This is a genomic window from Ensifer adhaerens (genome assembly GCF_002940685.1).
GTDB lineage: Bacteria > Pseudomonadota > Alphaproteobacteria > Rhizobiales > Rhizobiaceae > Ensifer > Ensifer adhaerens_E.
On record NZ_PNFP01000005.1, the window covers coordinates 309,904 to 331,412 of the forward strand.

Here is a 21,509-nt window from a genome sequence, read left to right on the forward strand (position 1 = left end):
GATGCTGCTTCGCCAAAACGTGCTCGCCAGCATTGCCAGCGGCGACGTGACCTTGGCCTTCCGGCGCTGGACCAAGCCGACGGTCAAGGCCGGCGGTCGCTTGCGCACCGCAATCGGGGTTCTCGCCATCGATGCCGTCGACGAGATCGAGCAGGGCGCGATCATCGACAGCGACGCCCACAAGGCCGGCTTTGCCGATCTCGGCGATCTCTTGAAAGAGCTTGCCGCTCGCCCGGAAGGGCGCTGCTATCGCATCGCCTTCCACCGGATCGGCGACGATCCACGCATCGCCCTGCGCCAAGCGGCAGACCTCGACCGTGAAGGGCGGGCAGAGATCGGTCGCAAGCTCGCTCGTTTCGACCACAGCGCCGGCCTGGCCTGGACCGGTCCGGTGCTGCGGCTGATCGCCGCCCGCGACGGAACGACGGCGGCGGAGTTGAGTGCCGCCATCGGCATGGAAAAACTGAAACTCAAGGCACTGATCCGCAAATTGAAGGAGCTCGGCCTGACCGAAAGCCTTGAGGTCGGCTACCGCCTGTCCGGGCGCGGGCGCGCCTATCTCGACGGCGAATAGCCGGCAGGAGAAAGTGGACGGTGGCGAGGGACACCGTCGGTCAAACCTCCCAATCCCGATCGCCGCTGTTGCACCGCCGATAGAGGTGTGAGACGACTTGCCACCCCATCAGGCAAGGCGAGGAGACAGGCATGATCGGCTACACCATGGTCGGGACGACGGACCTGAGGCGAGCGGAGCGCTTCTACGATCCGGTGATGGCGCTGATCGGCCAGGAGCGCTGCTATTGCGACGAGCAGGTTTCGTCCTGGGGCCGAAAGCACGACGGCACGGCGCCGCGTTTCTTTGCGTGCCACCCGTTCGATGGAAAACCCGCCTCCATCGGTAACGGCGCCATGACCGCCTTCCTGGTGGATAGCGCCGAGGTCATCGATCGCGTGTTCGAGACCGCCATGGCGCGCGGCGGCAGCGAAGAGGGAAAACCGGGCTTCCGCCCGCAATATGGCGAAGGTTTCTACGCTGCCTATGTGCGCGACCCCGACGGCAACAAGCTTGCCTTCGTCTGCTACGACGCCCGCAAGGCCGGGAGCACGTCCTGACCGGTCCTAGCGGCGCGTCGACCAGCCAAACCAGATCGCCACGGCCGCGAGCATCAGTGCCAGCACGCGCCGCACCAGCCGTTCGCGCGCCGGCGAGTTGAGGACCGGCTCCAGCGTCCCGGCCAGAAGCACGATCGCGGCATGCACCGCGGTCGCGACGCCCACATAGAGTGCGGCAAGCGTCAGGTTCTGCGGCAGCAGCGGCCGGGTATCGTCGACGAAGGTCGGAAGCACCGTGACGAAGAACAGCGCCGCCTTCGGATTGAGCAGATTGGTGATCAGGCCGCGCCGGAAATAGAAGGTTGCGGGCTTGCCGCTCGGCCCCGCCTCCTCGCCGTCGCCATTCCAGGCCTCGAAGGCGAGATAGAGCAGGAAGCCGACGCCGGCCCAGCGAAGCGCCCCATAGAGCATGTCCGACTGGCCGACGAACTCGGCAACGCCGAAGGAGGCGGCAAGACCCACGAGCGCGAGGCCGAGCGCCACGCCGGCAACGGTCGCCATGCCCGGCCGGCGCCCCTCCGAGGCAGCAACCATGGCGAGGTAGGCCATGTTCGGCCCTGGCGTCAGTTCGATGATGAAGGATGTCAAGAGAAAGGGCAGCAGGGTCGCTACCCCGAAAATGAACGGATCCATGCGCGAGATTTCCATCCGCTTGCAACAAGGCCTTGCCCGCAAGCACAGGTCAGCGCGGCGATGTTGTCAAGCGAGACCGGTGATCCGGGAGGAGATCCTCCGCTGATGGGCGCAACCGCCCCCTCCCCGGCCGGTTCGCCTGGAGAGGGGGCGGCGAAAAATCCGCCCCCGCAGGGTTGGAGGCGGAAAGCGTCAGGCCGCCCGGCGAACCGGCGGCATCGCAAGCTTGCGACCGCTGGCGACGATCAGGCCGGCCGCACCTTCGAGCCAGTTGTCCTTGAGTTCGAGCGCCAGGAAGCGGTCGCGCTCGAACGGGCCCGGCATGACAAGGTGCTGGGTGCGGCTGGCGAAAAAGCCGAAGCGTTCGTAATAGGCAGCGTCGCCGACGAGCAGGATGGCGCCATGGCCGCGGTTCTTGGCCGCCTCGATCGCCGCCCGCATCAGCATGCCGCCGATGCCCTTGCCCTCGTGGCCCGGGTCTACGGCGAGCGGGCCGAGCAAAAGCGCCGGCACGGCATGGCCCTCGCGGCTGACGCCGGCCTCGACGTTCCAGAGCCGAACCGTGCCGATCACATGACCGTCGATATCGCGGGCGACGAAGGCAAGGCCTTCGGCCGGCAGCCGGCCGCTGCGCAGCTTCTCCGAGGACTTGCGGCGGCGCTCAGGCCCCATGGCACGGTCGAGCAGGTTTTCACGGGCGACGACGTCACCCGGATTTTCGGCATCGATTACAAATGTGGTGGGCGCGAAGAATGCGCGCAGGGCGTCAACAACAGCGGCCATCGGGGCCTCCCGTCATCAAAACCGCTTCAGGCGGACCGAACGAAAATTGTGAAGTGGCGCTCCCGTTTGAGGACGGGAGCAGGCCGGATCAGATCACATAGGCCTTCAGCGGCTCGAAGCCGTTGAAGGCGACGGCCGAGTAGGTCGTCGTGTAGGCGCCGGTGCCTTCGATCAGAACCTCGTCGCCGATCGAGAGCGTGATCGGCAGCGGATACATGTTCTTCTCGTAGAGCACGTCGGCCGAATCGCAGGTCGGGCCGGCGAGCACGCAAGGCTCCATCTCGTCGGCGTCGCGCGCCGTGCGGATCGGGTAGCGGATCGCCTCGTCCATGGTTTCGGCGAGACCGCCGAACTTGCCGATATCGAGGAAAACCCAGCGATGGGCGTCGTTGTCCGACTTCTTCGACACGAGCACCACTTCAGCCTTGATCACGCCGGCATTGCCGACCATGCCACGACCCGGCTCGATGATGGTCTCCGGGATGTTGTTGCCGAAGTGCTTCTTCAAGGCACCGAAGATCGCCTGGCCGTAGGCTTCGGCCGTCGGCACGTCCTTCAGGTACTTCGTCGGGAAGCCGCCGCCCATGTTGACCATCTTCAGCTCGATGCCACGCTTGGCAAGCTGAACGAAGACGCGCTTGGCATCGGCGAGAGCCGCATCCCAGGCGTCGAGCTTCGTCATCTGCGAGCCGACATGGAACGAGACGCCGTAGGAGGTAAGGCCATGCTGGTGGGCGTAGACGAGCACGTCGACGGCCATCTGCGGCACGCAGCCGAACTTGCGCGACAGCGGCCATTCGGCGCCTTCGCCATCGGTGAGCACGCGGCAGAACACGCGAGCGCCGGGGGCCGCACGGGCGACCTTCTCGACTTCCTCGTGGCTGTCGACCGCAAACAGATTGACCCCCAGCGCAAAGGCGCGCGCGATGTCGCGTTCCTTCTTGATGGTGTTGCCATAGGAAATGCGGCTCGGGGTCGCACCGGCGTCGAGCGCCATTTCGATTTCAGCGACGGACGCGCAATCGAAGGACGAGCCGAGACCGGCGAGAAGGCGCAGGACTTCCGGCGCCGGGTTGGCCTTGACGGCATAATAGATCGAGCTGTCGGGCAGCGCGTGGCGGAAGGCCTTGAAATTGTCGCGCACGACGTCGAGGTCGACAACGAGGCACGGGCCGTCGGGTCGTCGGGTGTTGAGAAAGTCGATGATGCGAGCCGTGGTCATGGCCATATTCCCCTGATCCAAGATGCTCCGCTTTCGCGGAGGACAAAGGGCATACGCGCACATGCTCTGGAACCAGCCGGTGGAGACCCCGGAACCATGCATGCGCTCGATGCGCGAACGGTGAATCAAAGCCCGCCTAGGCTTCAATTCGGCTTTGTCTGCCATGGATTGGAGGGAATAACCCAACCGCACTTCCGGCAATGAAGGTGTGCCTCTTCAGTAACCCCGGCTGTTGGAAAGCCGGCAGACACCAGAAAGGCCCGCACCGTCGTTGCTTCAAGATGTCCTCGCATTTCCCGGTTGGCCGGAATAGCGACTGGAGGGGTTAGTTCCAGGTACCTTACCGATACCCTCACCTAATCGAGGGTCGGCGGACACCCACAGGCACGTGCGACTTTGGGCAAGGGCGTAGGTAAGAAAAAAGCCTGTCGTAATCAAGAGTTTTTTCGCGCCGGCAGTTGAATTTTTTTCCAGGCGGGCAAAACTGTCGGCGTTCACAAATCCTGAACGACAAGGACCGCATCGGTCACCGTGATAAGGCATTGAAAGAACGCTATTATTTCGGGAATCCTGCGCGGACAGCCAGAGGCCGGCGCGATGACGCAAGCGACGGACAATTTGCCGTCGGCATCATCGAGGCGGAAACAGGCCTTCGCCGGCGAATCGGCGAAGCGCGATTGAGAGCACGAAAGAAAGACCGCCATGGACACACTCACCCGCATCCGCGCCTTTATCGATGTCGTGGACGCCGAGGGGTTCTCGGCCGCCGCAAGGCGCGTCGGCAAGTCGAAGGCACTGCTTTCGAAATATGTGCGCGAGCTGGAGGACGAGCTCGGCGCGCTGCTCCTCAACCGCACGACACGGCAGTTCTCGCTCACCGAAGCCGGCCACACCTATTATCGCACCGCGTCGGAAATCCTGAAGGAGATCGACAATCTCGCCGACCTGGTGCGCGCCAACAATTCCGACCTGAAGGGACGGCTGCGCATCACCGCGCCGCGCACCTTCGTCGATGCCGAGATCGGCCAGTCGCTGGTCGACTTCGGCAAGCAGCATCCCGAACTCTCGCTTGAGATCATCTCCGACGACCGCTTCGTCGATCTCGTCGAGGAAGGCTTCGACGTCGCGATCCGCATTACCCGGCTGGAAGATTCCACCCTGATCGCCCGCAAGCTCGACGACTTCCAGGTGCTGATCTGTGCCGCGCCCGAGTTTCTGGAAAAGGCCGGCCCGATCGACCACCCGACAGACCTGGCGAAAATCCCCTGCATCCTCGACACCAATGGCCGTTCCTATTCCAACTGGCGGTTCGTCGAGCCCGACGGTTCGGCCTTCACCGTACCGGTCAGCGGCCCGATCGAGGTCAACAGCCCGCTTGCGGCCTTGAGGGCCGCGGTTTCCGGCATCGGTGTCTCGATCATTCCGGATTTCATCGCCCGCCCGAAGATTGCGACCGGCGAACTCGTGACGCTGTTCGACGATTTTCTGCCGCGCGACCGCGGCATCTATGCGATCTATCCGCACCGCCGCTATCTGCCGGCCAAGGTCAGGACCCTCGTCGATTTCCTGCACGCCTGGTTCCGCAGGCCCCGCTGAGCGGGAGCGAGCGCCGCAAAGTCCCAATTCCGTCCCATTTCCGGTACATTCCCGGAAACGAATCGCGGAGCGATTGCTCCAGCCGAAAGGATTGCCGCCACATGAGAACCAAACACCTCGTCATGGCCGGCCTTGCCACCTTGGCTGCGCCGACCCTGGCCTTTGCCCATCCGCATATCTTTGCGGAAGCGCGTCTCGAGGTGGTCTCCGACGACAAGGACGAGATCAGCGAACTCCGGAACGTCTGGCGCTTCGACGAACTGTTCTCCTCCAGCGTCGTGCTCGATTTCGACAAGAACTCGAATGCGACGCTCGATCCGGACGAACTGGCGGAAGTCGGCCAGACCGTGATGGAGTCCTTGTCTGAGTACAATTACTACACGACGATCCTCGACAACGGCAAAACCATCAAGGTCAACAAGCCGGATCATATCACCGTCGACTACAAGGACGGCCAGCTCCTGATGATGTTTGCGGTCAAGCCGGCCGAGCCGATGCCGCTCAAGGGCAAGCTCTCCTTCGGCGTCTACGATCCGACCATGTATACGGCGATGGATTTCGCCACCGATACCGACCTGACCGTCGTCGGCGACAAGATCAATGCCTGTGAACACAAGGTCGTCCGCCCCGATCCCGACGAAGTTCTCGCCGAGAACAAGGACACCCTGACCGATGCCTTCTGGAACGATCCGACGGGCACCGACATGTCGAAGCTCTTTGCAACCAGGATCGAGATCACATGCTGAACACTCGCGGGATCGGGCGTCTGGTCACGGCAGCGCTTGTCGTCACGGCGCTCTCGGCAACCTTCGCCGCGGCCCAGTCGCCGCTCGGCATCGGCACGGCCGAGCCCGCATTCAAGACGACCGGTTTTCTCGGCGGCTTCTTCGCCTGGGTCAATGTCGAGCAGCAGAGCTTCTACCGGCTGATGACCGGCGCGCTCAAAGGCATGCGCGAGAACCCCTGGCAGCTCTGGTCGCTGGTCGGGCTTTCCTTCACCTATGGCGTGCTGCACGCCGCAGGCCCCGGCCATGGCAAGGCGGTGATCTCCTCCTACATGATCGCCAACGAGACCGAACTGAAGCGCGGCGTGCTGCTCTCCTTCCTGTCCTCACTCCTGCAGGGCGTGGTCGCGATCCTGTTGATCGGCGCCGTCTACCTCGTCCTGCGCGGCTCCTCGATCAGCATGACCAGCGCAACGCGCTGGCTGGAGATTGCAAGCTACGCGCTGATCGCCGCCTTCGGCGGCTGGCTGCTCCTGCGCAAGCTGCGCTCGATGCTGCGACCGGTTGCCGTGGCCGCCGTTGCCGGCGGCGGGCACGTCCAGCTCGCGCCGGATCACCATCATCATCGCCACGATGACAGCCATCACCACCATCACCACGGACACGAACACGGCGGGCACCATGGGCACAGCCATGGCCCAGGCGAAGTTTGCGCAAGCTGCGGCCATGCGCACGCGCCCGATCCGTCGATGCTGAAGGGGGACCGTTTTGCGCTCAGGGAAGCGTGGTCGGCGGTCATCGCCGTCGGCCTTCGCCCCTGCTCCGGCGCACTCATCGTGCTGTCCTTCGCGCTGCTGAACGGGCTTTACCTCGGCGGCGTGCTCTCGGTCCTTGCCATGTCGATCGGTACGGCGATCACCGTCTCGATCCTCGCCACAATGGCGGTCACCGCCAAGAGCGTTGCGCTGCGCTATGCGTCGAGTAACTCTGCGGCGACCCGAATCTCGAATGGCATCGAGATCGCCGGTGCGGCCCTGGTTCTGTTGCTGGGATTGGTTCTGCTCGGCGCGGCGCTGCAGAGCTGATGCCTGCCGCGCCGGCGCCTGACCGTCAGAGCCCGCGCTTGCGCTGATAGCGGGCGCGCAGCCAGAAGAGCAGGAAGAAGCCGAGCACGAAGATCACGCCGAACGCGGCGGCAAGCCAGGGCGAGATGTCGCCGAGCTTGAGCATGATCGACGGCAGCACGAAGAAGCCGAGGCCGGCGACGACGAGAATGATCGCAGCGGCGATCGCCGGTGACTTTTCCTTGTTCTGCATGACTTCCCTGCTGTTGTCTGCTTGGGCGTGGCGTCCGGCGCCTATTTCGACGCCCGCCGCTCCAACTCCGAACGTATATCTTCAAGCCGCCGCTTCTGGCGACCGTCTTCATCGAAATTATCAGCTGCGAGCCAGGTTTCGAATGCGGCATTGAGCAGCGGCCATTCGCTGTCGATCATCGAGAACCAGGCGGTGTCGCGATTGCCGCCCTTGGAAATCATGTGCTGGCGGAAGATGCCTTCGAAGGTAAAGCCGAGGCGCGCGGCGGTCTTGCGGCTCGCCATGTTCTCGCTGTGGCATTTCCATTCATAGCGGCGATAGCCGAGATCCTCGAAGACGTGTTTCGCCATGAGGTAATGGACTTCGGTCGACAGCGGCGAGCGTGCCATGGCGGCGCCGTGCGCCACGGAGCCGACTTCCACGACGCCGTTGGCCGGATCGGCGCGCATATAATTGGCCATGCCGACGACGATGCCGGTCGCCTTGTCGCGGAAGACCTCAGTGACCCAGCCGGACTTTTCCTGGGCCGCCGTCAGCCAGGCATCGAAAGCCTCGATGTCCCTGAAATCCGGCTGCGTGAAATACTTCAGCAGCGGGTTGATCGCCAATCCGCCGAGGCCGTCCCAGAGGTCCTGCAGATGCCGGTCGCGCTCATAGGCCTCGAGCTTGACGAAACGCCCTTCCAGCGCGACGCCCTTCGGCGCCGGGCACCCTTTCCAGTTCTTCAGATCCCGCATCGGCCGCTCCTCCCGTCGTTGCCATCTGGAATAGGCCAGAGTGGCGACCGAGACAAATTCAAAGTGGTTATGGACCCTGTTCGAATTGGTGATGCACCGATGAGGCGCAGCCCCGGAATGCTAGGCCCTGGCCGGCATTTTGGCGGCCGATACCGTCGCCTCGATGTGATCGACCAGCGCGTCGGCAAGTCCGAGGCGGCCGGCGAGCAGGTCGAGATAGCCGCGCTCCGCCCGGGTTTCCGGCTCGATCGTCAGGCGCGAGGCGGTGTAGATCTCCACGCGCTCCTCCTCGGTCTTGGCCGCACCGACGATCGCGTCGATATCGACCGGATTGGCAAGCTCGCCTTGGAGGAAAGCCGCAGCATCGGCCGAGAGGCCCGACACCGAGAGCTTGTCCATGATGTGCTGGCGCTCGGCCTCGTCGATATGACCGTCGGCGCGTGATGCGGCGATCATGGCGCGCACCAAAGTCAGCGCGAAATCATGGCTGACGGCCTCGGGAGCGGAAGCAAAACCTGAATCGGCCGGCGGCGGCAGAAGCTCCGGCTCGCCCTTGGCGACCGTCGCACCACCCGGCGTCGTGCCGGCCTGATAATTCTTGTAGGCCTGGTAACCGAGACCGGCGATCGCCGCGAGACCACCTAGCACGGCGGCGTTGCCGGCCAGCTGGCGACCCGACTTGGTGCCGAGCAGAACCGCGGCGATCGCGCCGGTCGCCAGCGGATTGTCCTTGGCAAGCTGCGTCGCCTGGGTCGCGCGATCGCGCACCGTGCCGCCGGCACCGGGCACCTGCGATCCCAGAAACTGATCCAGCAATTTCTTCGCGTCGAACATCGGGTTTCGCTCCTTGTCGGTTCCGGGCGGTTGAAGACGAACGCAAGGGTGCGCCGCCCGCGCGCCCATCGCCGAATGGATTGAGACATAGGAACGTTGCAGGGAAAATACAAATTCGCGCCAGAGGCGAGAGACGCCATGCGGCCAAAAGAAAAAGCCGGGCTTTCACCCGGCTTTCGAAATCAGACCGCGGTCGCTTGCCGCTCAGCCCTTGAGAGTAAAGGCTTCTGCCGCAAGCTTGGTGATGCCGGCCCAGTCGCCCTTGGCAACCAGTTCCTTGGGCGCGACCCAGGATCCGCCGACGCAGACGACGTTCGGCAGCGTCAGATAGTCGCGCGCGTTGGAAAGCGAAATCCCGCCCGTCGGGCAGAACAGCGTGCCAGCGAGCGGCGAGGACAGCGACTTGAGGTAGGCAGCGCCGCCAGCCTGCTCGGCCGGGAAGAACTTCATGACGTCGTAGCCCTCTTCGCGCAGGCCCATGACTTCGCTCGCCGTCGCCGCACCCGGCAAAAGCGGCACGTCGTGGTCATTGGCGACGTCGATCAGTTCCTGCGTGGTGCCGGGGCTGACGATAAACTTCGAGCCGGCTTCCACCGCCGCTTCGAACTGCGCGGCGTTGAGGATCGTGCCGGCGCCGGCAACCGCACCTTCCACTTCGTTGGCAACCGCGCGGATCGCTTCGAGTGCGGCCGGCGTGCGCAAGGTGATCTCGATCGCCTTCAACCCGCCGGCAACGAGCGCGCGCGCCAGGGGAACGGCGGTCGCCACGTCGTCGATCACCAACACCGGAACGACCGGCGCCAGTTTGAGGGTTGAAAGAAGCCTGTCGGATTTCGCGCTCATGCCGATCGTCCTTTTTAAAACGATTGAATATGCCCCCCGCATACTCCCCCGGCCACCGGTTGTCGAGACCCAAGGCGGCGGCAGCGTGGCTTTCGCCCGTAAGGCAACGGTAATATGCAACTTGCGACAAAGAGATGACTTGAGCCTTTGCGCGAAAGCGATAGGTTGGTGGCCGCGGGCCTCGAAATGGCGGATTTTCCATGGCGAAGGAAATAGAGCGCAAGTTTCTGGTCGCTTCCGACGGATGGCGGGAGCGTGCCGACAAGGGCATTGACCTCAGGCAGGCCTATGTCGTGACCATGGACGACCGCTCGCTACGCGTGCGCATCCACGGCGACAAATGGGCGCGGCTCACCATCAAGATCGGCAAGTCGGCGCTGGTCAGAAATGAGTATGAATACGACCTGCCGATGGACGATGCCCGCGAGATGTTGACCCAGGCTGTCGGCATCGTCATCGAGAAAAGGCGCTACCGCGTGCCGCACAAGGGCTTCACCTGGGAAGTCGACGTTTATGAAGGCGCGCTCAAGGGCCTCGTCGTTGCGGAAGTCGAGATGAAGCGCGAGACCGACATGCCGGCGCTGCCCGATTGGGTCGGACGGGAGATCACGGGCGATCGCCGCTACTCCAACCAGTCTCTCGCCACCGAAGGGCTGATGGAAGCGCAACCATGACCTACGCCTTCGAACCTGGACGGCCTTTTTCGGAAGACTTCCGCGCGATCGCCGCCGAGCAGCTGACACAAGCGGTCATGACGCTCGAAGATCGGCCCGACGGCATGCACGAGGCGATCCACGAGGCCCGCAAGAACTTCAAGCGCCTGCGCTCGCTCTACCGTCTCGTGGCAGCGGACGCACCGCTTTTTCAGAAACATGAGAACGCGCGCATCCGCGACATGGCCCGAAACCTGTCAACCGTTCGGGACGCAGCGGCACTGGTCGAAAACGCCCTTTACCTCAAGGCGGCCGCCTGCAACGAGGAGGAAGAACGGGCGCTGACCCATGTCTGCGAGCGGCTGACAACGCGCCGGGACCGCATCACTGAAAGCGCAACGGATATCGAGGACCGCGTGTCAGCCACCATCGTGCGCTGCGAGCAGGCACTGCAGGCCCTTAGCCAGGTGACATTCGACGATCGACGCCGCAAGACCGCAAACCGGCTGACGAAGGGATGGCGGCGCACTCTGAAGCGGGCCAAGCGCGCCAGGCAAGCCTGCAGCGAGACTTCGGAAGCCCCGGCGTTCCACGAGCTGCGCAAGCGGGCGCAGGACTATCGCATGCATCTCGGCCTGATGCGCGCGGTCTGGCCTTCGGCCCTGCAGGCCAAGCGCGTCGAGGCCAAGGCGCTGGTCGACACGCTCGGCCACCTCAACGATCTCGCGGTCATGACCCAGCTGATCAACGAGGATCCGGGCCTTGCCGGCAACAGCCAGGATCAGGCGCACCTCATCGCCGCCGTCATCGACCGACAGGGTAGCTTGCGAAAGCACGCTCTCGACCTCGCCGCCGAGGTCTTCCAGGAGGAACCGGACGACGAGAGCCGGACGATCCGGCTGCTCTGGCTTGACGCTGTGCGTTGACTGCATGTCCAGTCGCGCGAGGCGTCCTGCGCGACAGAGTGGCCTTGCCTCCCCCCGCGATTGCGCTTGAGCCGCGAAAGCTGTATTTGCTCGGGCCATGACCGACATCTCCACCACCCCGCGCGCTCAGACCCATGGCGAGACGCATGGCCAGTTCCTGGTCGCTGCGCTCTATCATTTCGCGAGCTTCCCGCGTTACGCCGATTTCCGCGCGCCGCTGCAGGCCGTCTGCGACGAAAACGGCGTCAAGGGAACGCTGCTTGTCGCCCATGAAGGCATCAACGGCACGATCGCCGGCACCGATGCCGGCATCGCCGCGGTGCTCGCGTTTCTGCGGGCGCAGCCGGAACTGAAGGCGCTTGAGCACAAGGAAAGCCGCGCGTCGTCGATGCCGTTCCTGCGCATGAAGGTCAGGCTGAAAAAGGAAATCGTCACCATGGGCGTCGAGAACATCGACCCCAACAAGATCGTCGGCACCTATGTCGAGGCGAAGGACTGGAACGCGCTGATCTCCGATCCCGATACGATCGTCATCGATACGCGCAACGACTATGAGACGGCGATCGGCATCTTCAAGGGCGCGGTTGATCCGCAGACCAAGACCTTCCGCGAGTTTCCGGACTGGGTGCGCAACCACACCGGCCTGCACAACAAGCCGAAGATCGCGATGTATTGCACCGGCGGCATCCGCTGCGAGAAGGCCACCGCCTTCATGAAGGAGCAGGGCTTCGACGAGGTCTACCACTTGAAGGGCGGCATCCTCAAATATCTGGAAGACGTGCCGCAGGAAGAAAGCCTCTGGGAAGGCGCCTGCTTCGTCTTCGACGACCGCGTCTCCGTGACCCATGGCCTCGAGGAAGGCGAGCACACGCTCTGCCACGCCTGCCGCCAACCACTGACCCCGGCCGATCTCCTCTCGCCGCACCACGAGGACGGTGTCTCCTGCATCCATTGCCACGAGGTCCGCACCGACGAGGATCGCGAGCGCTACCGCCAGCGCCAGAGGCAGATCGAGCTTGCCAGAAAGCGCGGCGAACGCCACCTCGGCAGCTGAAAAGTCAAAGCTTGATATCCGGTCCAGCGGCCGAAGGGTTGCCGTCCGCAGCAAACTTCAGAATCACACTGCCTATGGGGCGGCGTATGCGGATGACAAGTTCCTGACCAAAATCAGACGGCGAACGTTCAAGCACGACAAACTCTTTCAACATGCGGTCATCCTTTGACCACTGACGCGGGAACGCAAAACCGCAATCGGTGGCTCCGCAGCGGACCTCTACCGTTCCGGGGTCACCATTTCTGCCCGAACGCAAGCTCAGTTCCACGCCATTTTGGTCGGTGAACAAAGGGCAGATCTTTCCTTGGTTGCATGTGATTTCGGCGTGGGAGAGAAGCTTGCCGTGCAACAAAAACACATAGCGAACGCGAAAGGTGCCCTCGTCAATCGACTCCGCAGGCACCGCCTCCGCCTGCAGAAGCATGGCAAGCGATACAGCGAGCAGCCGGCTCATTCCACGGTCCCAATATTTCATTTGCGCCTCGAATGCGGACACGGTCTCACCGTAACGAACACGACTCTGAGGCGCATTTGTGAAGACGAAAACAATCCTAAAGAGAAGTCTTTCACGTCAACACAGCGGCGCCTTGGGTCCTGTCAGCCTGGCAACGCCTCGCACTCGTCAAGCGCCAGCGTGCTGCGGTCCCACTCATGGCGGCTGCGGGTGAAAATGGCGTCGGTCGGGCGAAACGCCGAGGGGTCGTCGAGCGTGCCGGCATAGATCGACACACGCGGATCGTCCGGCGGACCGGAGCCGTAGACCTGGCTGCCGCAGGTTTCACAGAAATAGCGAACCGATGGATTGCCGTTTTCGGCGCGTGTCTGATAGCCGCGGCCTGTGCCCGACATCGCCACATCGGCACGATCGAAGATCATGTAGCAGCAATGGCCGGTGCCGGTCGTGCGCTGGCAGTCGCGGCAGTGGCAGAAGCCGGAAAAGAGAGGCTGCCCTTTCGCCTCGTACCGGACCGCGCCGCAGAGGCATCCACCTTTCATGACACTCATGGTTCGTCCTCCTCGAAGAGCAGGAGGATAGCCAAGCAACAATCGCGGTCAAAGAAAAACCGCGCGCCGGGATTGCAGCGCGCGGTTCAGATTTCCTGTCGAAGGGAGAGCTTACCAGCTCGGGATCAGCGCGCCCTTGAAGGTGTCGTTGATGAAGGTCTTCACCTTCTCGTCGTGGTAGGATTCGACCAGCGTCTTCACCCACGGCGCGTCCTTGTCGGCCTTGCGCACGGCAATGACGTTGGCATAGGGCGACTTCTCGCCTTCGATCGCGATCGCGTCCTTCTTCGGATGCAGACCGGCCTCCATCGCGTAGTTGGTGTTGATGACGGCGGCGTCGACGTCCTGCAGCGAGCGCGGCAGCTGGGCGGCGTCAAGCTCGGCGAAGGTGATGTTCTTCGGGTTCTCGGTGATGTCGGCGGGCGTCACCTTCAGGCCGGCTTCTTCCTTGACCTTGATCAGGCCCTTGGAGGCGAGAACGAGCAGCGCGCGGCCGCCATTGGTCGGGTCGTTCGGGATGGCGATCGTCGCGCCGTCCTGAAGTTCGTCGAGGCTCTTCACCTTCTGCGAATAGACACCCATCGGCGTGGTGATGGTGGTGCCGACGCTGACGATCTCGAAGCCGCGATCGGCGATCTGGTTGTCGAGATAGGGCTGGTGCTGGAACGAATTGGCGTTGAGGTCGCCATCGGCCAGCGCCTGGTTCGGAACGACGTAGTCGGAGAATTCGAGGATCTCGATGTCGAGGCCCTTCGGCGCTGCGACTTCCTTCACCTTCTCCATGATCTGGGCATGTTCGCCCGGCGTGACGCCGACCTTGATGGTTTCGGCAAGCGCCGTGCCGGCGGAAAGAGCGGCGATCGCTGCCGCGATGATGAGCTTCTTCATGGTCGTCTCCTTGTTCACGTTCAGTCTTGGGAGGAAATCAGGTCTTGCGGTTTTTCTTGTCGAAGCGTCGCGCCAGACCGTCGCCGGCACTCTGGACGAGCTGCACCAGCACGATCAGCACGACGACGACGACAAGCATTACGTCGGGCATGAAGCGCTGGTAGCCGTAGCGGATGCCGAGGTCTCCGAGCCCGCCGCCACCGACGGCGCCGACCATGGCCGAATAGCCGATGAGGCTGACGGCTGTCATGGTGAGCGCCAGCGTCAGCGCCGGACGCGCCTCGGCAAGCAGCACCTTGAAGACGATCTGCATCGGGGTCGCGCCCATGGCGCGCGCCGCTTCGATCAGCCCCTTGTCGATCTCGCGGATCGCGGCTTCCACCAGACGCGCGACGAACGGGATCGTCGCGATCGTCAGGGGCACGATCGCCGCCTTGGTGCCGATCGAGGTTCCGGTCAAAAGCCGGGTGAAGGGAATGATGGCGACGACAAGGATGATGAAGGGCGTCGAGCGCGTGGCGTTGACGATCAGCCCGACGATGCGGTTGATGGTCGGCGCCGGGAACAGTTCGCCCTTGCCGCTGGTCGCAAGAAAGATGCCGATCGGGCCGCCGATCAGCGAACCGATCAGGCCGGCGATGGCGACCATGTAGATGGTGTCGACAGTGGCGCCGGCGATGCGCAGGAGAATATCAGGCGACATAACCGAGCACCTCCGTGACCAGGCCGTTTTCGACAAAGAAGCGTTCGGCGCGGCCGGACGTCTCGGGGTCCGCGCCATAGGCAACGACCAGCGAGCCATAGGGCGCCCCGCCGATCTCGTCGATCGTGCCAGCGATAATGTTGACCTCGGCGCCGACAGACTTGATGAGCTGCGAGATCAGCGGCTTTTCGGCGGCAGCCCCGAAGAAGGTCAGCCGCACGACGGCGCGATCGCCGGCCGCAGGTGCAGGCTTCAGCGCGCGGGCGACCGCGTCTGGAAGCTTCGAGCCCGGCAGGCCCGAGAGCAGCGCCCGCGTCGTCTCGTGCTTCGGATGGGTGAAGACGTCGAAGGTGTGGCCACGCTCGACGATCCGGCCATGATCGATGACGGCGACGTCTGACGTCACCGCCTTCACCACTTCCATCTCGTGAGTGATGAGCAGCACCGTCAGGCCGAGATCGGCATTGATGCGCTTCAAAAGCTCCAGGATCGACTGGGTCGTTTCCGGATCGAGCGCCGAGGTCGCCTCGTCGGAGAGCAGGAGCTTCGGCTCGGTCGCAAGCGCGCGGGCAATGCCGATGCGCTGCTTCTGGCCGCCGGAAAGTTCGGCCGGATAGCGCCCGTGCTTGTCGGCGAGACCGACGAGATCGAGCAGCGGCCGAACGCGCTGTTCGATCGCACGCTTGTCCATGCCGGATATTTCGAGCGGCAGCGCGACGTTTCCGAACACGGTGCGCGAGGACAGCAGGTTGAAGTGCTGGAAGATCATGCCGACGGAGCGGCGAAGGCTGCGCAGCGCCGCCTCGTCGAGCCCGCCGACATCGACGCCGTCGACCAGCACCTTGCCGCCCGTCGGCTTTTCAAGCCCGTTGACCAGCCGGATCAGCGTCGACTTGCCAGCGCCGGAGCGGCCGATGATGCCGGTGATCGAACCACGGTCGACGGTCAGCGAGACCTTGTCGAGCGCAGTGAAGGCGTCGCTGGTGCCGGAAGCGGGGAAATGCTTGGAAACGCCGTCGAAGACGACTGCCGCGTCAGCCGATGGCGTGGTGTTTTGGGCGGAGACGCTCATCGTTCGGAAATCCCCGAATGAGGCGCAGTCGGAATGTGCGGGTACATAAGTGCTCTCGGATGTTCAAAACTCATGATCCCGGGCCCGGCCGGGATGGAACGCGCGTCTGGTCAGGCCGACATTCGACAACGCATTCGGAACAGGGAGCACTTCTCTAACATCAAGAAACCAGTCAGTTCAACTTTGGCGCCGCATGGCCCGCATGCGACATAATCTACGGCTCTTATGGAGAACTGCCGCACCCTTTCACAGGCATGATTTTTCCGAATTTGCCAAGCCGCGGCAAAACCATGCTCTTTTGCTGCGCAACGCGCCGTCATTCCGCAAATCGCCATCTTGGATATCCTTGTTCAGGCGGACTGTGCCGGATCGCGTTTCGTGCTAACGGGCAGGTCCCACGGAGCCAAGAGGTAGAAATGCGCATCGTCTTGACCGGAAGTTCTGGCCGCATCGGCCGGGCGATCTATAACGCGCTCGCCGCCGCCGACCACGACGTCATCGGCATCGATCGCACGCCGTTCGGCACCACCACCATCGTCGGCGATCTCGTTGACGGGGAACTGCTGGAGCGGGCCATGGAGGGGGCGGACGCCGTCATCCACACGGCGGCCCTGCACGCGCCGCATGTGGATGCGGTCGCCGACCAGGAATTCGAACGCGTCAACGTAATGGGTACCCACCTGGTGATTGCCGCAGCCCAAGCCGCCGGTGTCGGCCGCATCGTCTTTACCAGCACCACGGCGCTCTACGGCCATGCGGTAACAGACGGAGGCTGCACCTGGATCACCGAGGAGACGCCGCCGAAGCCGCACACCATCTACCACCACACCAAGCTTGCCGCCGAAGCTCTGCTCGAAAACGCCGCCGATCGTGCTTTGCATGTGCGGGTATTGCGCATGTCGCGCTGTTTCCCGGAGGCCGCCAATCGTATCGCAAGCTACCGCCTGCACCGCGGCATCGATGCGCGCGACGTGGCTGCCGCGCATGTGGCAGCACTCGACAATGGCGGCCCGGCTTTTCAGCGCTACATCATCTCGGGCGAAACGCCGTTGCTTCAGACCGATTGCCGCCGGCTGGCGGAGGATGCCGCGGGGCTCCTGCGTGAGCGTGCGCCAAAACTGTCGCAGGCCTTTGCCGATCGCGACTGGCCGCTGCCCGCAACGATCGACCGGGTGTATGACCCGAGTGCTGCGATCGAAAAGCTCGACTGGAAGCCGCGCTACGGTTTCAAGGAAGTGCTGGCCCAGCTCGACCGGCAGAGCCTGGAAGTCCTGCCGGTCCGGCGGTGAATTGACCGAGCCGCACGGAAGCGTTGCGGGCGGGTGAGCCCGCCCGCGCAAGCGTCAGATGTGGTTGCCCTTCGGGAACTGTTCGGCCAGCGCCTTGTACCATGCACCGCTCTTCTTGATGGTGCGCACCTGGGTGTCGTAATCGACATGGACGATGCCGAAACGCATCTTGTAACCCTCGGCCCATTCGAAATTGTCCATCAGGCTCCAGGCGAAGTAGCCGCGCATCGGATAGCCCTCGGAGATCAGATCCGCCGTAACCGACAGGTGATCGGCGATGTAGTCGAGCCGCGGCTGGTCGTCGACGATGCCGTTCTCCACGCCCATGTTGTAGCAAGCGCCGTTCTCGGTGATGTAGCAGTCCGGCAGTTCGTACTTGGCGTTGAGGGTCTTGACCAGGCTGCCCAAGGCCGGGGCGTAGACCTCCCAGCCGATATCCGTCTTCACCTCGCTCACAGGCTTGGCGTTGATCGTCGCCGGGTATTCCGCGCCCTTGGCCGGGTCCGCACTGACGCGCATCGGGGTGTAGTAGTTGAGCCCCCACCAGTCGAGCGGCCGGGAGATCGTCTCCATGTCCCCGTCTTCGATCGCGGGCATGCGGTCACCGAGCGCGCTCATGAAGCTCTCCGGGTACTCGCCTTTGAAGATCGGACCGAAGAAGACGCCGTTGTGGAAGTCGAAGGCGCGCTCGGCCGCCGCCTTGTCGGCCTTGCTGTCGCTGCCGGGATAGACCGAATGGGCGTTGATGACGATCCCGGCGGGCAGGTTCGGCCGCTCGGAGCGGATGGCATCGACGCCGAGGCCGTGCGCCAGATTGGTGAAGTGCAGCGCGTGAAGGGCTGCGTCCATGTTGCGCTCGCCCGGCGCATGAATGCCATAGAGGTGGCTCAGCCACACCGAGCACCAGGGCTCGTTGAAGGTGGCAACCGCATCGAGCCGATCGCCGAGGCGGGCGATCACGGTCTTGGCGTAGCGCTGGAAGGCGTAGGCCGTCGTGCGCGACGTCCAGCCGCCATCGCCCATCAGCGCCAGCGGCAGGTCCCAGTGGTAGAGCGTGGCGAAGGCCTTGATGTTGCGCGCCTTCAGGCCGTCAACGAGACGATCGTAGAAGTCGAGACCCTTTTCATTGATCGGACCGGTGCCTTCGGGAATGATGCGCGGCCAGGCAATCGAAAACCTGTAGGCATCGACGCCGAGGCTCTCGATCAGATCGAGGTCTTCTTCCAGCCGGTTGTAGTGATCGCAGGCGACATCGCCGTTGTGACGCCCGAAAACCCGGCCCGGCATATTGGAGAAGGCGTCCCAGATCGACGGCTTGCGCCCGTCAGCCTTGGTGGCGCCTTCGATCTGGAAGGAGGCGGTCGCCACCCCGAATACGAAATCGCCCGGGAAACGCTCAGCCAGGATCTTGGGATCGGTCATCTCTTTGTCTCGTCTCGTTCCGGCCCCGCCGTCGGCGGGACCACGTTGTTTTCTCTTGTCTGAAGGCCGACCTAAAGCCGCGCCTGCAGATGTCAACTCGCGAAAAAGGGCGGGAGAGCCCGCCCTTCCGCCTCGCTTGAGGCTTCGCTTACACCTTTACCCACGCACCATTTCGTTTGGATGACTGGACGCAGGCATCGACAAAAACCATGCCCTTCATGCCGTCGTCGATGGTCGGATAGGTGACGGCCGGATCGATCTTTTCGCCCTTGCGCTTAGCAAAGATGGCGCGGGCCGCTTCGGTGTAGATGTTGGCAAAGCCTTCCAGATAGCCTTCCGGGTGGCCCGACGGCACGCGGCTGACACGGTTTGCGGCCGCACCGGCTCCGGCGCCAGCCCGGGTGAGCAAGCGCTTCGGCTCACCGAACGGCGTGTACCAGAGATAGTTCGGATCCTTCTGCGTCCATTCGAGCCCGCCCTTGGTGCCGTAGACGCGCACCATCAGGCCGTTCTCGTGACCGGGCGCCACCTGGCTGCACCAGAGCATGCCCTTGGCGCGCTCGCCGTCCTTCGCCTTGAAGCGCATCATGACGTGCGCATTGTCGTCGAGCTGCCGGCCGGGCACGAAGCTGTCGAGATCGGCTGAAAGCTCCTCCAGCTCGAGGCCGGAAACGAAGGCGCCGAGATTGTAGGCATGCGTGCCGATGTCGCCGGTCGAGCCGCCGGCGCCGGAGCGGGCCGGATCGGTGCGCCAGGCCGCCTGCTTCTGGCCGGATTGTTCGATGTTCTCCGTGAGCCAGTCCTGCGGATACTCCATCTGCACCAGCCGCACCGCGCCGATCTCGCCATTTTCGACCATCGCGCGCGCCTGCCGGACCATCGGATAGCCGGTGTAATTATGCGTCAGCACGAACAGCGCATCGCTCTCGTCGGCCGCCTTCTTCAGTTTCTTCGCGTCTGCCAGCGTCGAGGTCAGCGGCTTGTCGCAGATCACATGGATGCCGCGCTTCAGGAATTCCTTGGCGGCGGCGTAATGCACGTGGTTCGGCGTGACGATCGCCACGGCCTCGATGCCGTCCTTCAGCTTCGCCTCGCGGATCGCCATCTGCTTGAAGTCGGAATAGACGCGCGAGGGGTCGAGTCCGAGTTCGCGGCCGGAGCTCTCCGCCTTTTCCGGCGTCGACGACAGCGCGCCGGCGACCAGCTCATACTGGTCGTCGAGCCGGGCTGCGATGCGGTGCACCGCGCCGATGAAAGCGCCGGAGCCGCCACCCACCATGCCGAGCCGGATGCGGCGCTCGCGCTTCTCGCTCGTTCCTTCGATTGCCATAGTCTTCTCCCCTGTTTCCGTTTGTGTGTTGTCTTGTTTGTCGCGGCTTTCGCCCCTCATCCGCCTGCCGGCACCTTCTCCCCGCTTGCGGGGAGAAGGAACGATGTGGCCCCCGCTCGCCATGCGAATGGCAATGCGAACCATGAGATCAGCCGCCGTCCGCGTCCCCTCTCCCCGCCTGCGGGGAGAGGGTTAGGGTGAGGGGCAAACGGTCAAGGCTCTGTAAGGGGCAAACTCAGATCCCGAGCATCCGCCGGTTGGCCGCGTCATCCGTGCCGGCGTCGGCGAAGTCGTCGAAGGCCCTCTCGGTGACGCGGATGATGTGGTGCTTGACGAAGTCGGCCCCCTCGCGCGCGCCATCCTCCGGATGTTTCAGCGCGCATTCCCATTCGACCACCGCCCAGCCGGAAAAATCGTTGGCCGCCATCTTTGAGAACACCGCGCCGAAATCCACCTGGCCGTCGCCGAGCGAGCGGAACCGGCCGGCGCGATTGACCCAGCCCTGGTAGCCGCCATAGACGCCCTGACGCCCGGTCGGGTTGAACTCCGCATCCTTGACGTGGAACATCCGGATGCGGTCCTTGTAGATGTCGATGTTGTCGAGATAGTCCAGGCACTGCAGCACATAGTGCGAGGGGTCGTAGAGCATGCAGGCGCGGGCATGATTGCCGGTGCGCTCCAGGAACATCTCGTAGGTGATGCCGTCGTGCAGATCCTCGCCCGGATGGATCTCGTAGCAGACGTCGACGCCGTTCTCCTCGGCGTGGTCGAGGATCGGCTTCCAGCGCCTTGCAAGTTCGTCGAAGGCGGTCTCGACGAGGCCGGCCGGCCGCTGCGGCCAGGGGTAGACGAAGGGCCAGGCAAGCGCGCCGGAGAAGCTCGCCATGGCGTTCAAGCCCAGATTCTTCGATGCGGTCAGCGCCAGCTTCACCTGTTCCACCGCCCAGGCCTGGCGCGCTTTCGGATTGCCACGCACCTCAGGCGCCGCGAACCCGTCGAAGGCTTCGTCATAGGCCGGGTGCACGGCAACAAGCTGGCCCTGCAGATGGGTCGAAAGTTCGGTTACTTCGACGCCGTTTTCGCGCGCCTTGCCGGCAAACTCGTCGCAATAGGCCTTCGAGGTCGCAGCTTTTTTCAGGTCGATCAGCCGCGCGTCCCAGCTTGGCACCTGCACGCCCTTGTAACCGCAATCGGCCGCCCATTTGGTGATCGCATCCCAGGAATTGAATGGTGCTGCATCGCCGGCAAACTGTGCAAGAAAGAGCCCTGGCCCCTTGATGGTCTTCATCCCGATTTTCCTCCCGATGGAACGGCCGCAATTGGTGTTGGCCTTGTCCTGACAGCCGGCATGAAAGGCGATTGCA

General features: G+C 63.6%; 25 protein-coding genes. 9 read left to right on the plus strand and 16 right to left on the minus strand.

From position 1 onward, the window contains the following. The first annotated feature begins 1 nt into the window (after position 1). Both C1A35_RS12480 and C1A35_RS12485 read left to right on the plus strand, forming a co-directional pair. On the plus strand, positions 2 to 574 hold the full coding sequence (locus C1A35_RS12480) for a hypothetical protein (protein ID WP_104664623.1): 573 nt from the start codon (positions 2 to 4) through the stop codon (positions 572 to 574). Positions 575 to 705: 131 nt separating this feature from the next. Beyond that, the gene (locus C1A35_RS12485; RefSeq protein WP_104664624.1) at positions 706 to 1,113 is read left to right on the plus strand and encodes a VOC family protein; all 408 of its coding nucleotides are present in this window, start codon (positions 706 to 708) and stop codon (positions 1,111 to 1,113) included. Positions 1,114 to 1,119: 6 nt separating this feature from the next. Here C1A35_RS12485 and C1A35_RS12490 read toward each other — a convergent pair whose 3' ends face one another. The 4 genes from C1A35_RS12490 to C1A35_RS12505 form a co-directional block, all read right to left on the minus strand. Then, positions 1,120 to 1,746 carry a LysE family translocator gene (locus C1A35_RS12490; RefSeq protein WP_104664721.1) on the minus strand — a complete coding sequence of 209 codons (627 nt, stop codon included), beginning with the start codon at positions 1,744 to 1,746 and terminating at the stop codon, positions 1,120 to 1,122. Positions 1,747 to 1,938: 192 nt separating this feature from the next. Further along, complete coding sequence (locus C1A35_RS12495) at positions 1,939 to 2,529, minus strand: GNAT family N-acetyltransferase (RefSeq protein WP_104664625.1); 591 nt, start codon at positions 2,527 to 2,529, stop codon at positions 1,939 to 1,941. A gap of 88 nt (positions 2,530 to 2,617) precedes the next feature. After that, positions 2,618 to 3,757 (minus strand): ornithine/lysine decarboxylase, encoded by a 1,140-nt coding sequence (gene odc2, locus C1A35_RS12500; protein ID WP_234822855.1) that lies wholly within the window; start codon positions 3,755 to 3,757, stop codon positions 2,618 to 2,620. A gap of 488 nt (positions 3,758 to 4,245) precedes the next feature. Next, entirely contained in the window at positions 4,246 to 4,455 is a 210-nt protein-coding gene (locus C1A35_RS12505) for a hypothetical protein (protein WP_104664626.1), read from the minus strand. Here C1A35_RS12505 and C1A35_RS12510 point away from each other — a divergent pair. From C1A35_RS12510 to C1A35_RS12520, 3 genes are all read left to right on the plus strand, one after another. Continuing rightward, positions 4,454 to 5,347 (plus strand): LysR family transcriptional regulator, encoded by an 894-nt coding sequence (locus C1A35_RS12510; protein WP_104664627.1) that lies wholly within the window; start codon positions 4,454 to 4,456, stop codon positions 5,345 to 5,347. The genes C1A35_RS12505 and C1A35_RS12510 overlap by 2 nt on opposite strands. A 101-nt stretch (positions 5,348 to 5,448) precedes the next feature. Then, entirely contained in the window at positions 5,449 to 6,093 is a 645-nt protein-coding gene (locus tag C1A35_RS12515; protein WP_104664628.1) for a DUF1007 family protein, read from the plus strand. Next, positions 6,087 to 7,157, plus strand: coding sequence for a nickel/cobalt transporter (locus tag C1A35_RS12520; protein WP_104664629.1), 1,071 nt, complete (start codon positions 6,087 to 6,089; stop codon positions 7,155 to 7,157). Before C1A35_RS12515 ends, C1A35_RS12520 begins: the two co-directional genes overlap by 7 nt. 25 nt (positions 7,158 to 7,182) lie before the next feature. On the opposite strand, the gene C1A35_RS12525 is transcribed toward C1A35_RS12520, so the two are convergent. From C1A35_RS12525 to C1A35_RS12540, 4 genes are all read right to left on the minus strand, one after another. Then, entirely contained in the window at positions 7,183 to 7,389 is a 207-nt protein-coding gene (locus C1A35_RS12525) for a hypothetical protein (protein WP_034786975.1), read from the minus strand. 41 nt (positions 7,390 to 7,430) lie between these two features. Beyond that, positions 7,431 to 8,126 (minus strand): GNAT family N-acetyltransferase, encoded by a 696-nt coding sequence (locus C1A35_RS12530; RefSeq protein ID WP_104664630.1) that lies wholly within the window; start codon positions 8,124 to 8,126, stop codon positions 7,431 to 7,433. Positions 8,127 to 8,246: 120 nt separating this feature from the next. Next, complete coding sequence (locus C1A35_RS12535; RefSeq protein WP_104664631.1) at positions 8,247 to 8,960, minus strand: tellurite resistance TerB family protein; 714 nt, start codon at positions 8,958 to 8,960, stop codon at positions 8,247 to 8,249. A 204-nt stretch (positions 8,961 to 9,164) separates the two neighbouring features. After that, positions 9,165 to 9,803, minus strand: a complete 639-nt coding sequence (locus C1A35_RS12540; protein WP_104664632.1) for a 2-dehydro-3-deoxy-phosphogluconate aldolase — start codon at positions 9,801 to 9,803, stop codon at positions 9,165 to 9,167. A 200-nt stretch (positions 9,804 to 10,003) separates the two neighbouring features. Between C1A35_RS12540 and C1A35_RS12545 the strand changes: the two genes are divergently transcribed. The 3 genes from C1A35_RS12545 (at position 10,004) to trhO (ending at position 12,436) form a co-directional block, all read left to right on the plus strand. Beyond that, positions 10,004 to 10,477 carry a CYTH domain-containing protein gene (locus C1A35_RS12545; protein WP_104664633.1) on the plus strand — a complete coding sequence of 158 codons (474 nt, stop codon included), beginning with the start codon at positions 10,004 to 10,006 and terminating at the stop codon, positions 10,475 to 10,477. Beyond that, a complete protein-coding gene (locus C1A35_RS12550; protein WP_104664634.1) occupies positions 10,474 to 11,382 on the plus strand; it encodes a CHAD domain-containing protein in 909 nt (302 codons plus the stop codon). The genes C1A35_RS12545 and C1A35_RS12550 overlap by 4 nt, the downstream gene beginning before the upstream one ends. Before the next feature lie 97 nt (positions 11,383 to 11,479). Next, on the plus strand, positions 11,480 to 12,436 hold the full coding sequence (trhO, locus tag C1A35_RS12555; RefSeq protein ID WP_104664635.1) for an oxygen-dependent tRNA uridine(34) hydroxylase TrhO: 957 nt from the start codon (positions 11,480 to 11,482) through the stop codon (positions 12,434 to 12,436). Between the two features lie 4 nt (positions 12,437 to 12,440). Here trhO and C1A35_RS12560 read toward each other — a convergent pair whose 3' ends face one another. The 5 genes from C1A35_RS12560 to C1A35_RS12580 form a co-directional block, all read right to left on the minus strand. Further along, positions 12,441 to 12,890 (minus strand): hypothetical protein, encoded by a 450-nt coding sequence (locus C1A35_RS12560; protein ID WP_104664636.1) that lies wholly within the window; start codon positions 12,888 to 12,890, stop codon positions 12,441 to 12,443. 143 nt (positions 12,891 to 13,033) lie between these two features. Then, complete coding sequence (locus C1A35_RS12565) at positions 13,034 to 13,441, minus strand: GFA family protein (RefSeq protein ID WP_234822856.1); 408 nt, start codon at positions 13,439 to 13,441, stop codon at positions 13,034 to 13,036. Positions 13,442 to 13,552: 111 nt separating this feature from the next. Continuing rightward, positions 13,553 to 14,329 (minus strand): MetQ/NlpA family ABC transporter substrate-binding protein, encoded by a 777-nt coding sequence (locus tag C1A35_RS12570; protein ID WP_104664637.1) that lies wholly within the window; start codon positions 14,327 to 14,329, stop codon positions 13,553 to 13,555. 37 nt (positions 14,330 to 14,366) lie between these two features. Beyond that, the gene (locus C1A35_RS12575) at positions 14,367 to 15,032 is read right to left on the minus strand and encodes a methionine ABC transporter permease (RefSeq protein WP_104664638.1); all 666 of its coding nucleotides are present in this window, start codon (positions 15,030 to 15,032) and stop codon (positions 14,367 to 14,369) included. Beyond that, the gene (locus C1A35_RS12580; protein ID WP_104664639.1) at positions 15,022 to 16,104 is read right to left on the minus strand and encodes a methionine ABC transporter ATP-binding protein; all 1,083 of its coding nucleotides are present in this window, start codon (positions 16,102 to 16,104) and stop codon (positions 15,022 to 15,024) included. Before C1A35_RS12580 ends, C1A35_RS12575 begins: the two co-directional genes overlap by 11 nt. A 416-nt stretch (positions 16,105 to 16,520) precedes the next feature. Between C1A35_RS12580 and C1A35_RS12585 the strand changes: the two genes are divergently transcribed. Beyond that, complete coding sequence (locus C1A35_RS12585) at positions 16,521 to 17,393, plus strand: NAD-dependent epimerase/dehydratase family protein (protein WP_104664640.1); 873 nt, start codon at positions 16,521 to 16,523, stop codon at positions 17,391 to 17,393. 54 nt (positions 17,394 to 17,447) lie between these two features. On the opposite strand, the gene C1A35_RS12590 is transcribed toward C1A35_RS12585, so the two are convergent. From C1A35_RS12590 to C1A35_RS12600, 3 genes are all read right to left on the minus strand, one after another. Further along, positions 17,448 to 18,815 carry a GH1 family beta-glucosidase gene (locus tag C1A35_RS12590; RefSeq protein WP_104664641.1) on the minus strand — a complete coding sequence of 456 codons (1,368 nt, stop codon included), beginning with the start codon at positions 18,813 to 18,815 and terminating at the stop codon, positions 17,448 to 17,450. A gap of 148 nt (positions 18,816 to 18,963) precedes the next feature. Further along, positions 18,964 to 20,145 carry a Gfo/Idh/MocA family protein gene (locus C1A35_RS12595; protein WP_104664642.1) on the minus strand — a complete coding sequence of 394 codons (1,182 nt, stop codon included), beginning with the start codon at positions 20,143 to 20,145 and terminating at the stop codon, positions 18,964 to 18,966. Positions 20,146 to 20,380: 235 nt separating this feature from the next. Next, positions 20,381 to 21,433, minus strand: coding sequence for a sugar phosphate isomerase/epimerase family protein (locus tag C1A35_RS12600; RefSeq protein WP_104664643.1), 1,053 nt, complete (start codon positions 21,431 to 21,433; stop codon positions 20,381 to 20,383). Positions 21,434 to 21,509 lie beyond the last annotated feature (76 nt).

Bases quoted from the DNA above. Each gene is read 5' to 3' on its own strand.
- C1A35_RS12480 (WP_104664623.1), top strand. From the start codon at position 2: ATGCTGCTTCGCCAAAACGTGCTCGCCAGCATTGCCAGCGGCGACGTG.
- C1A35_RS12485 (WP_104664624.1), top strand. From the start codon at position 706: ATGATCGGCTACACCATGGTCGGGACGACGGACCTGAGGCGAGCGGAG.
- C1A35_RS12490 (WP_104664721.1), bottom strand. From the start codon at position 1,746: ATGGATCCGTTCATTTTCGGGGTAGCGACCCTGCTGCCCTTTCTCTTG.
- C1A35_RS12495 (WP_104664625.1), bottom strand. From the start codon at position 2,529: ATGGCCGCTGTTGTTGACGCCCTGCGCGCATTCTTCGCGCCCACCACA.
- odc2 (WP_234822855.1), bottom strand. From the start codon at position 3,757: ATGGCCATGACCACGGCTCGCATCATCGACTTTCTCAACACCCGACGA.
- C1A35_RS12510 (WP_104664627.1), top strand. From the start codon at position 4,454: ATGGACACACTCACCCGCATCCGCGCCTTTATCGATGTCGTGGACGCC.
- C1A35_RS12505 (WP_104664626.1), bottom strand. From the start codon at position 4,455: ATGGCGGTCTTTCTTTCGTGCTCTCAATCGCGCTTCGCCGATTCGCCG.
- C1A35_RS12515 (WP_104664628.1), top strand. From the start codon at position 5,449: ATGAGAACCAAACACCTCGTCATGGCCGGCCTTGCCACCTTGGCTGCG.
- C1A35_RS12520 (WP_104664629.1), top strand. From the start codon at position 6,087: ATGCTGAACACTCGCGGGATCGGGCGTCTGGTCACGGCAGCGCTTGTC.
- C1A35_RS12525 (WP_034786975.1), bottom strand. From the start codon at position 7,389: ATGCAGAACAAGGAAAAGTCACCGGCGATCGCCGCTGCGATCATTCTC.
- C1A35_RS12530 (WP_104664630.1), bottom strand. From the start codon at position 8,126: ATGCGGGATCTGAAGAACTGGAAAGGGTGCCCGGCGCCGAAGGGCGTC.
- C1A35_RS12535 (WP_104664631.1), bottom strand. From the start codon at position 8,960: ATGTTCGACGCGAAGAAATTGCTGGATCAGTTTCTGGGATCGCAGGTG.
- C1A35_RS12540 (WP_104664632.1), bottom strand. From the start codon at position 9,803: ATGAGCGCGAAATCCGACAGGCTTCTTTCAACCCTCAAACTGGCGCCG.
- C1A35_RS12545 (WP_104664633.1), top strand. From the start codon at position 10,004: ATGGCGAAGGAAATAGAGCGCAAGTTTCTGGTCGCTTCCGACGGATGG.
- C1A35_RS12550 (WP_104664634.1), top strand. From the start codon at position 10,474: ATGACCTACGCCTTCGAACCTGGACGGCCTTTTTCGGAAGACTTCCGC.
- trhO (WP_104664635.1), top strand. From the start codon at position 11,480: ATGACCGACATCTCCACCACCCCGCGCGCTCAGACCCATGGCGAGACG.
- C1A35_RS12560 (WP_104664636.1), bottom strand. From the start codon at position 12,890: ATGAGCCGGCTGCTCGCTGTATCGCTTGCCATGCTTCTGCAGGCGGAG.
- C1A35_RS12565 (WP_234822856.1), bottom strand. From the start codon at position 13,441: ATGAGTGTCATGAAAGGTGGATGCCTCTGCGGCGCGGTCCGGTACGAG.
- C1A35_RS12570 (WP_104664637.1), bottom strand. From the start codon at position 14,329: ATGAAGAAGCTCATCATCGCGGCAGCGATCGCCGCTCTTTCCGCCGGC.
- C1A35_RS12575 (WP_104664638.1), bottom strand. From the start codon at position 15,032: ATGTCGCCTGATATTCTCCTGCGCATCGCCGGCGCCACTGTCGACACC.
- C1A35_RS12580 (WP_104664639.1), bottom strand. From the start codon at position 16,104: ATGAGCGTCTCCGCCCAAAACACCACGCCATCGGCTGACGCGGCAGTC.
- C1A35_RS12585 (WP_104664640.1), top strand. From the start codon at position 16,521: ATGCGCATCGTCTTGACCGGAAGTTCTGGCCGCATCGGCCGGGCGATC.
- C1A35_RS12590 (WP_104664641.1), bottom strand. From the start codon at position 18,815: ATGACCGATCCCAAGATCCTGGCTGAGCGTTTCCCGGGCGATTTCGTA.
- C1A35_RS12595 (WP_104664642.1), bottom strand. From the start codon at position 20,145: ATGGCAATCGAAGGAACGAGCGAGAAGCGCGAGCGCCGCATCCGGCTC.
- C1A35_RS12600 (WP_104664643.1), bottom strand. From the start codon at position 21,433: ATGAAGACCATCAAGGGGCCAGGGCTCTTTCTTGCACAGTTTGCCGGC.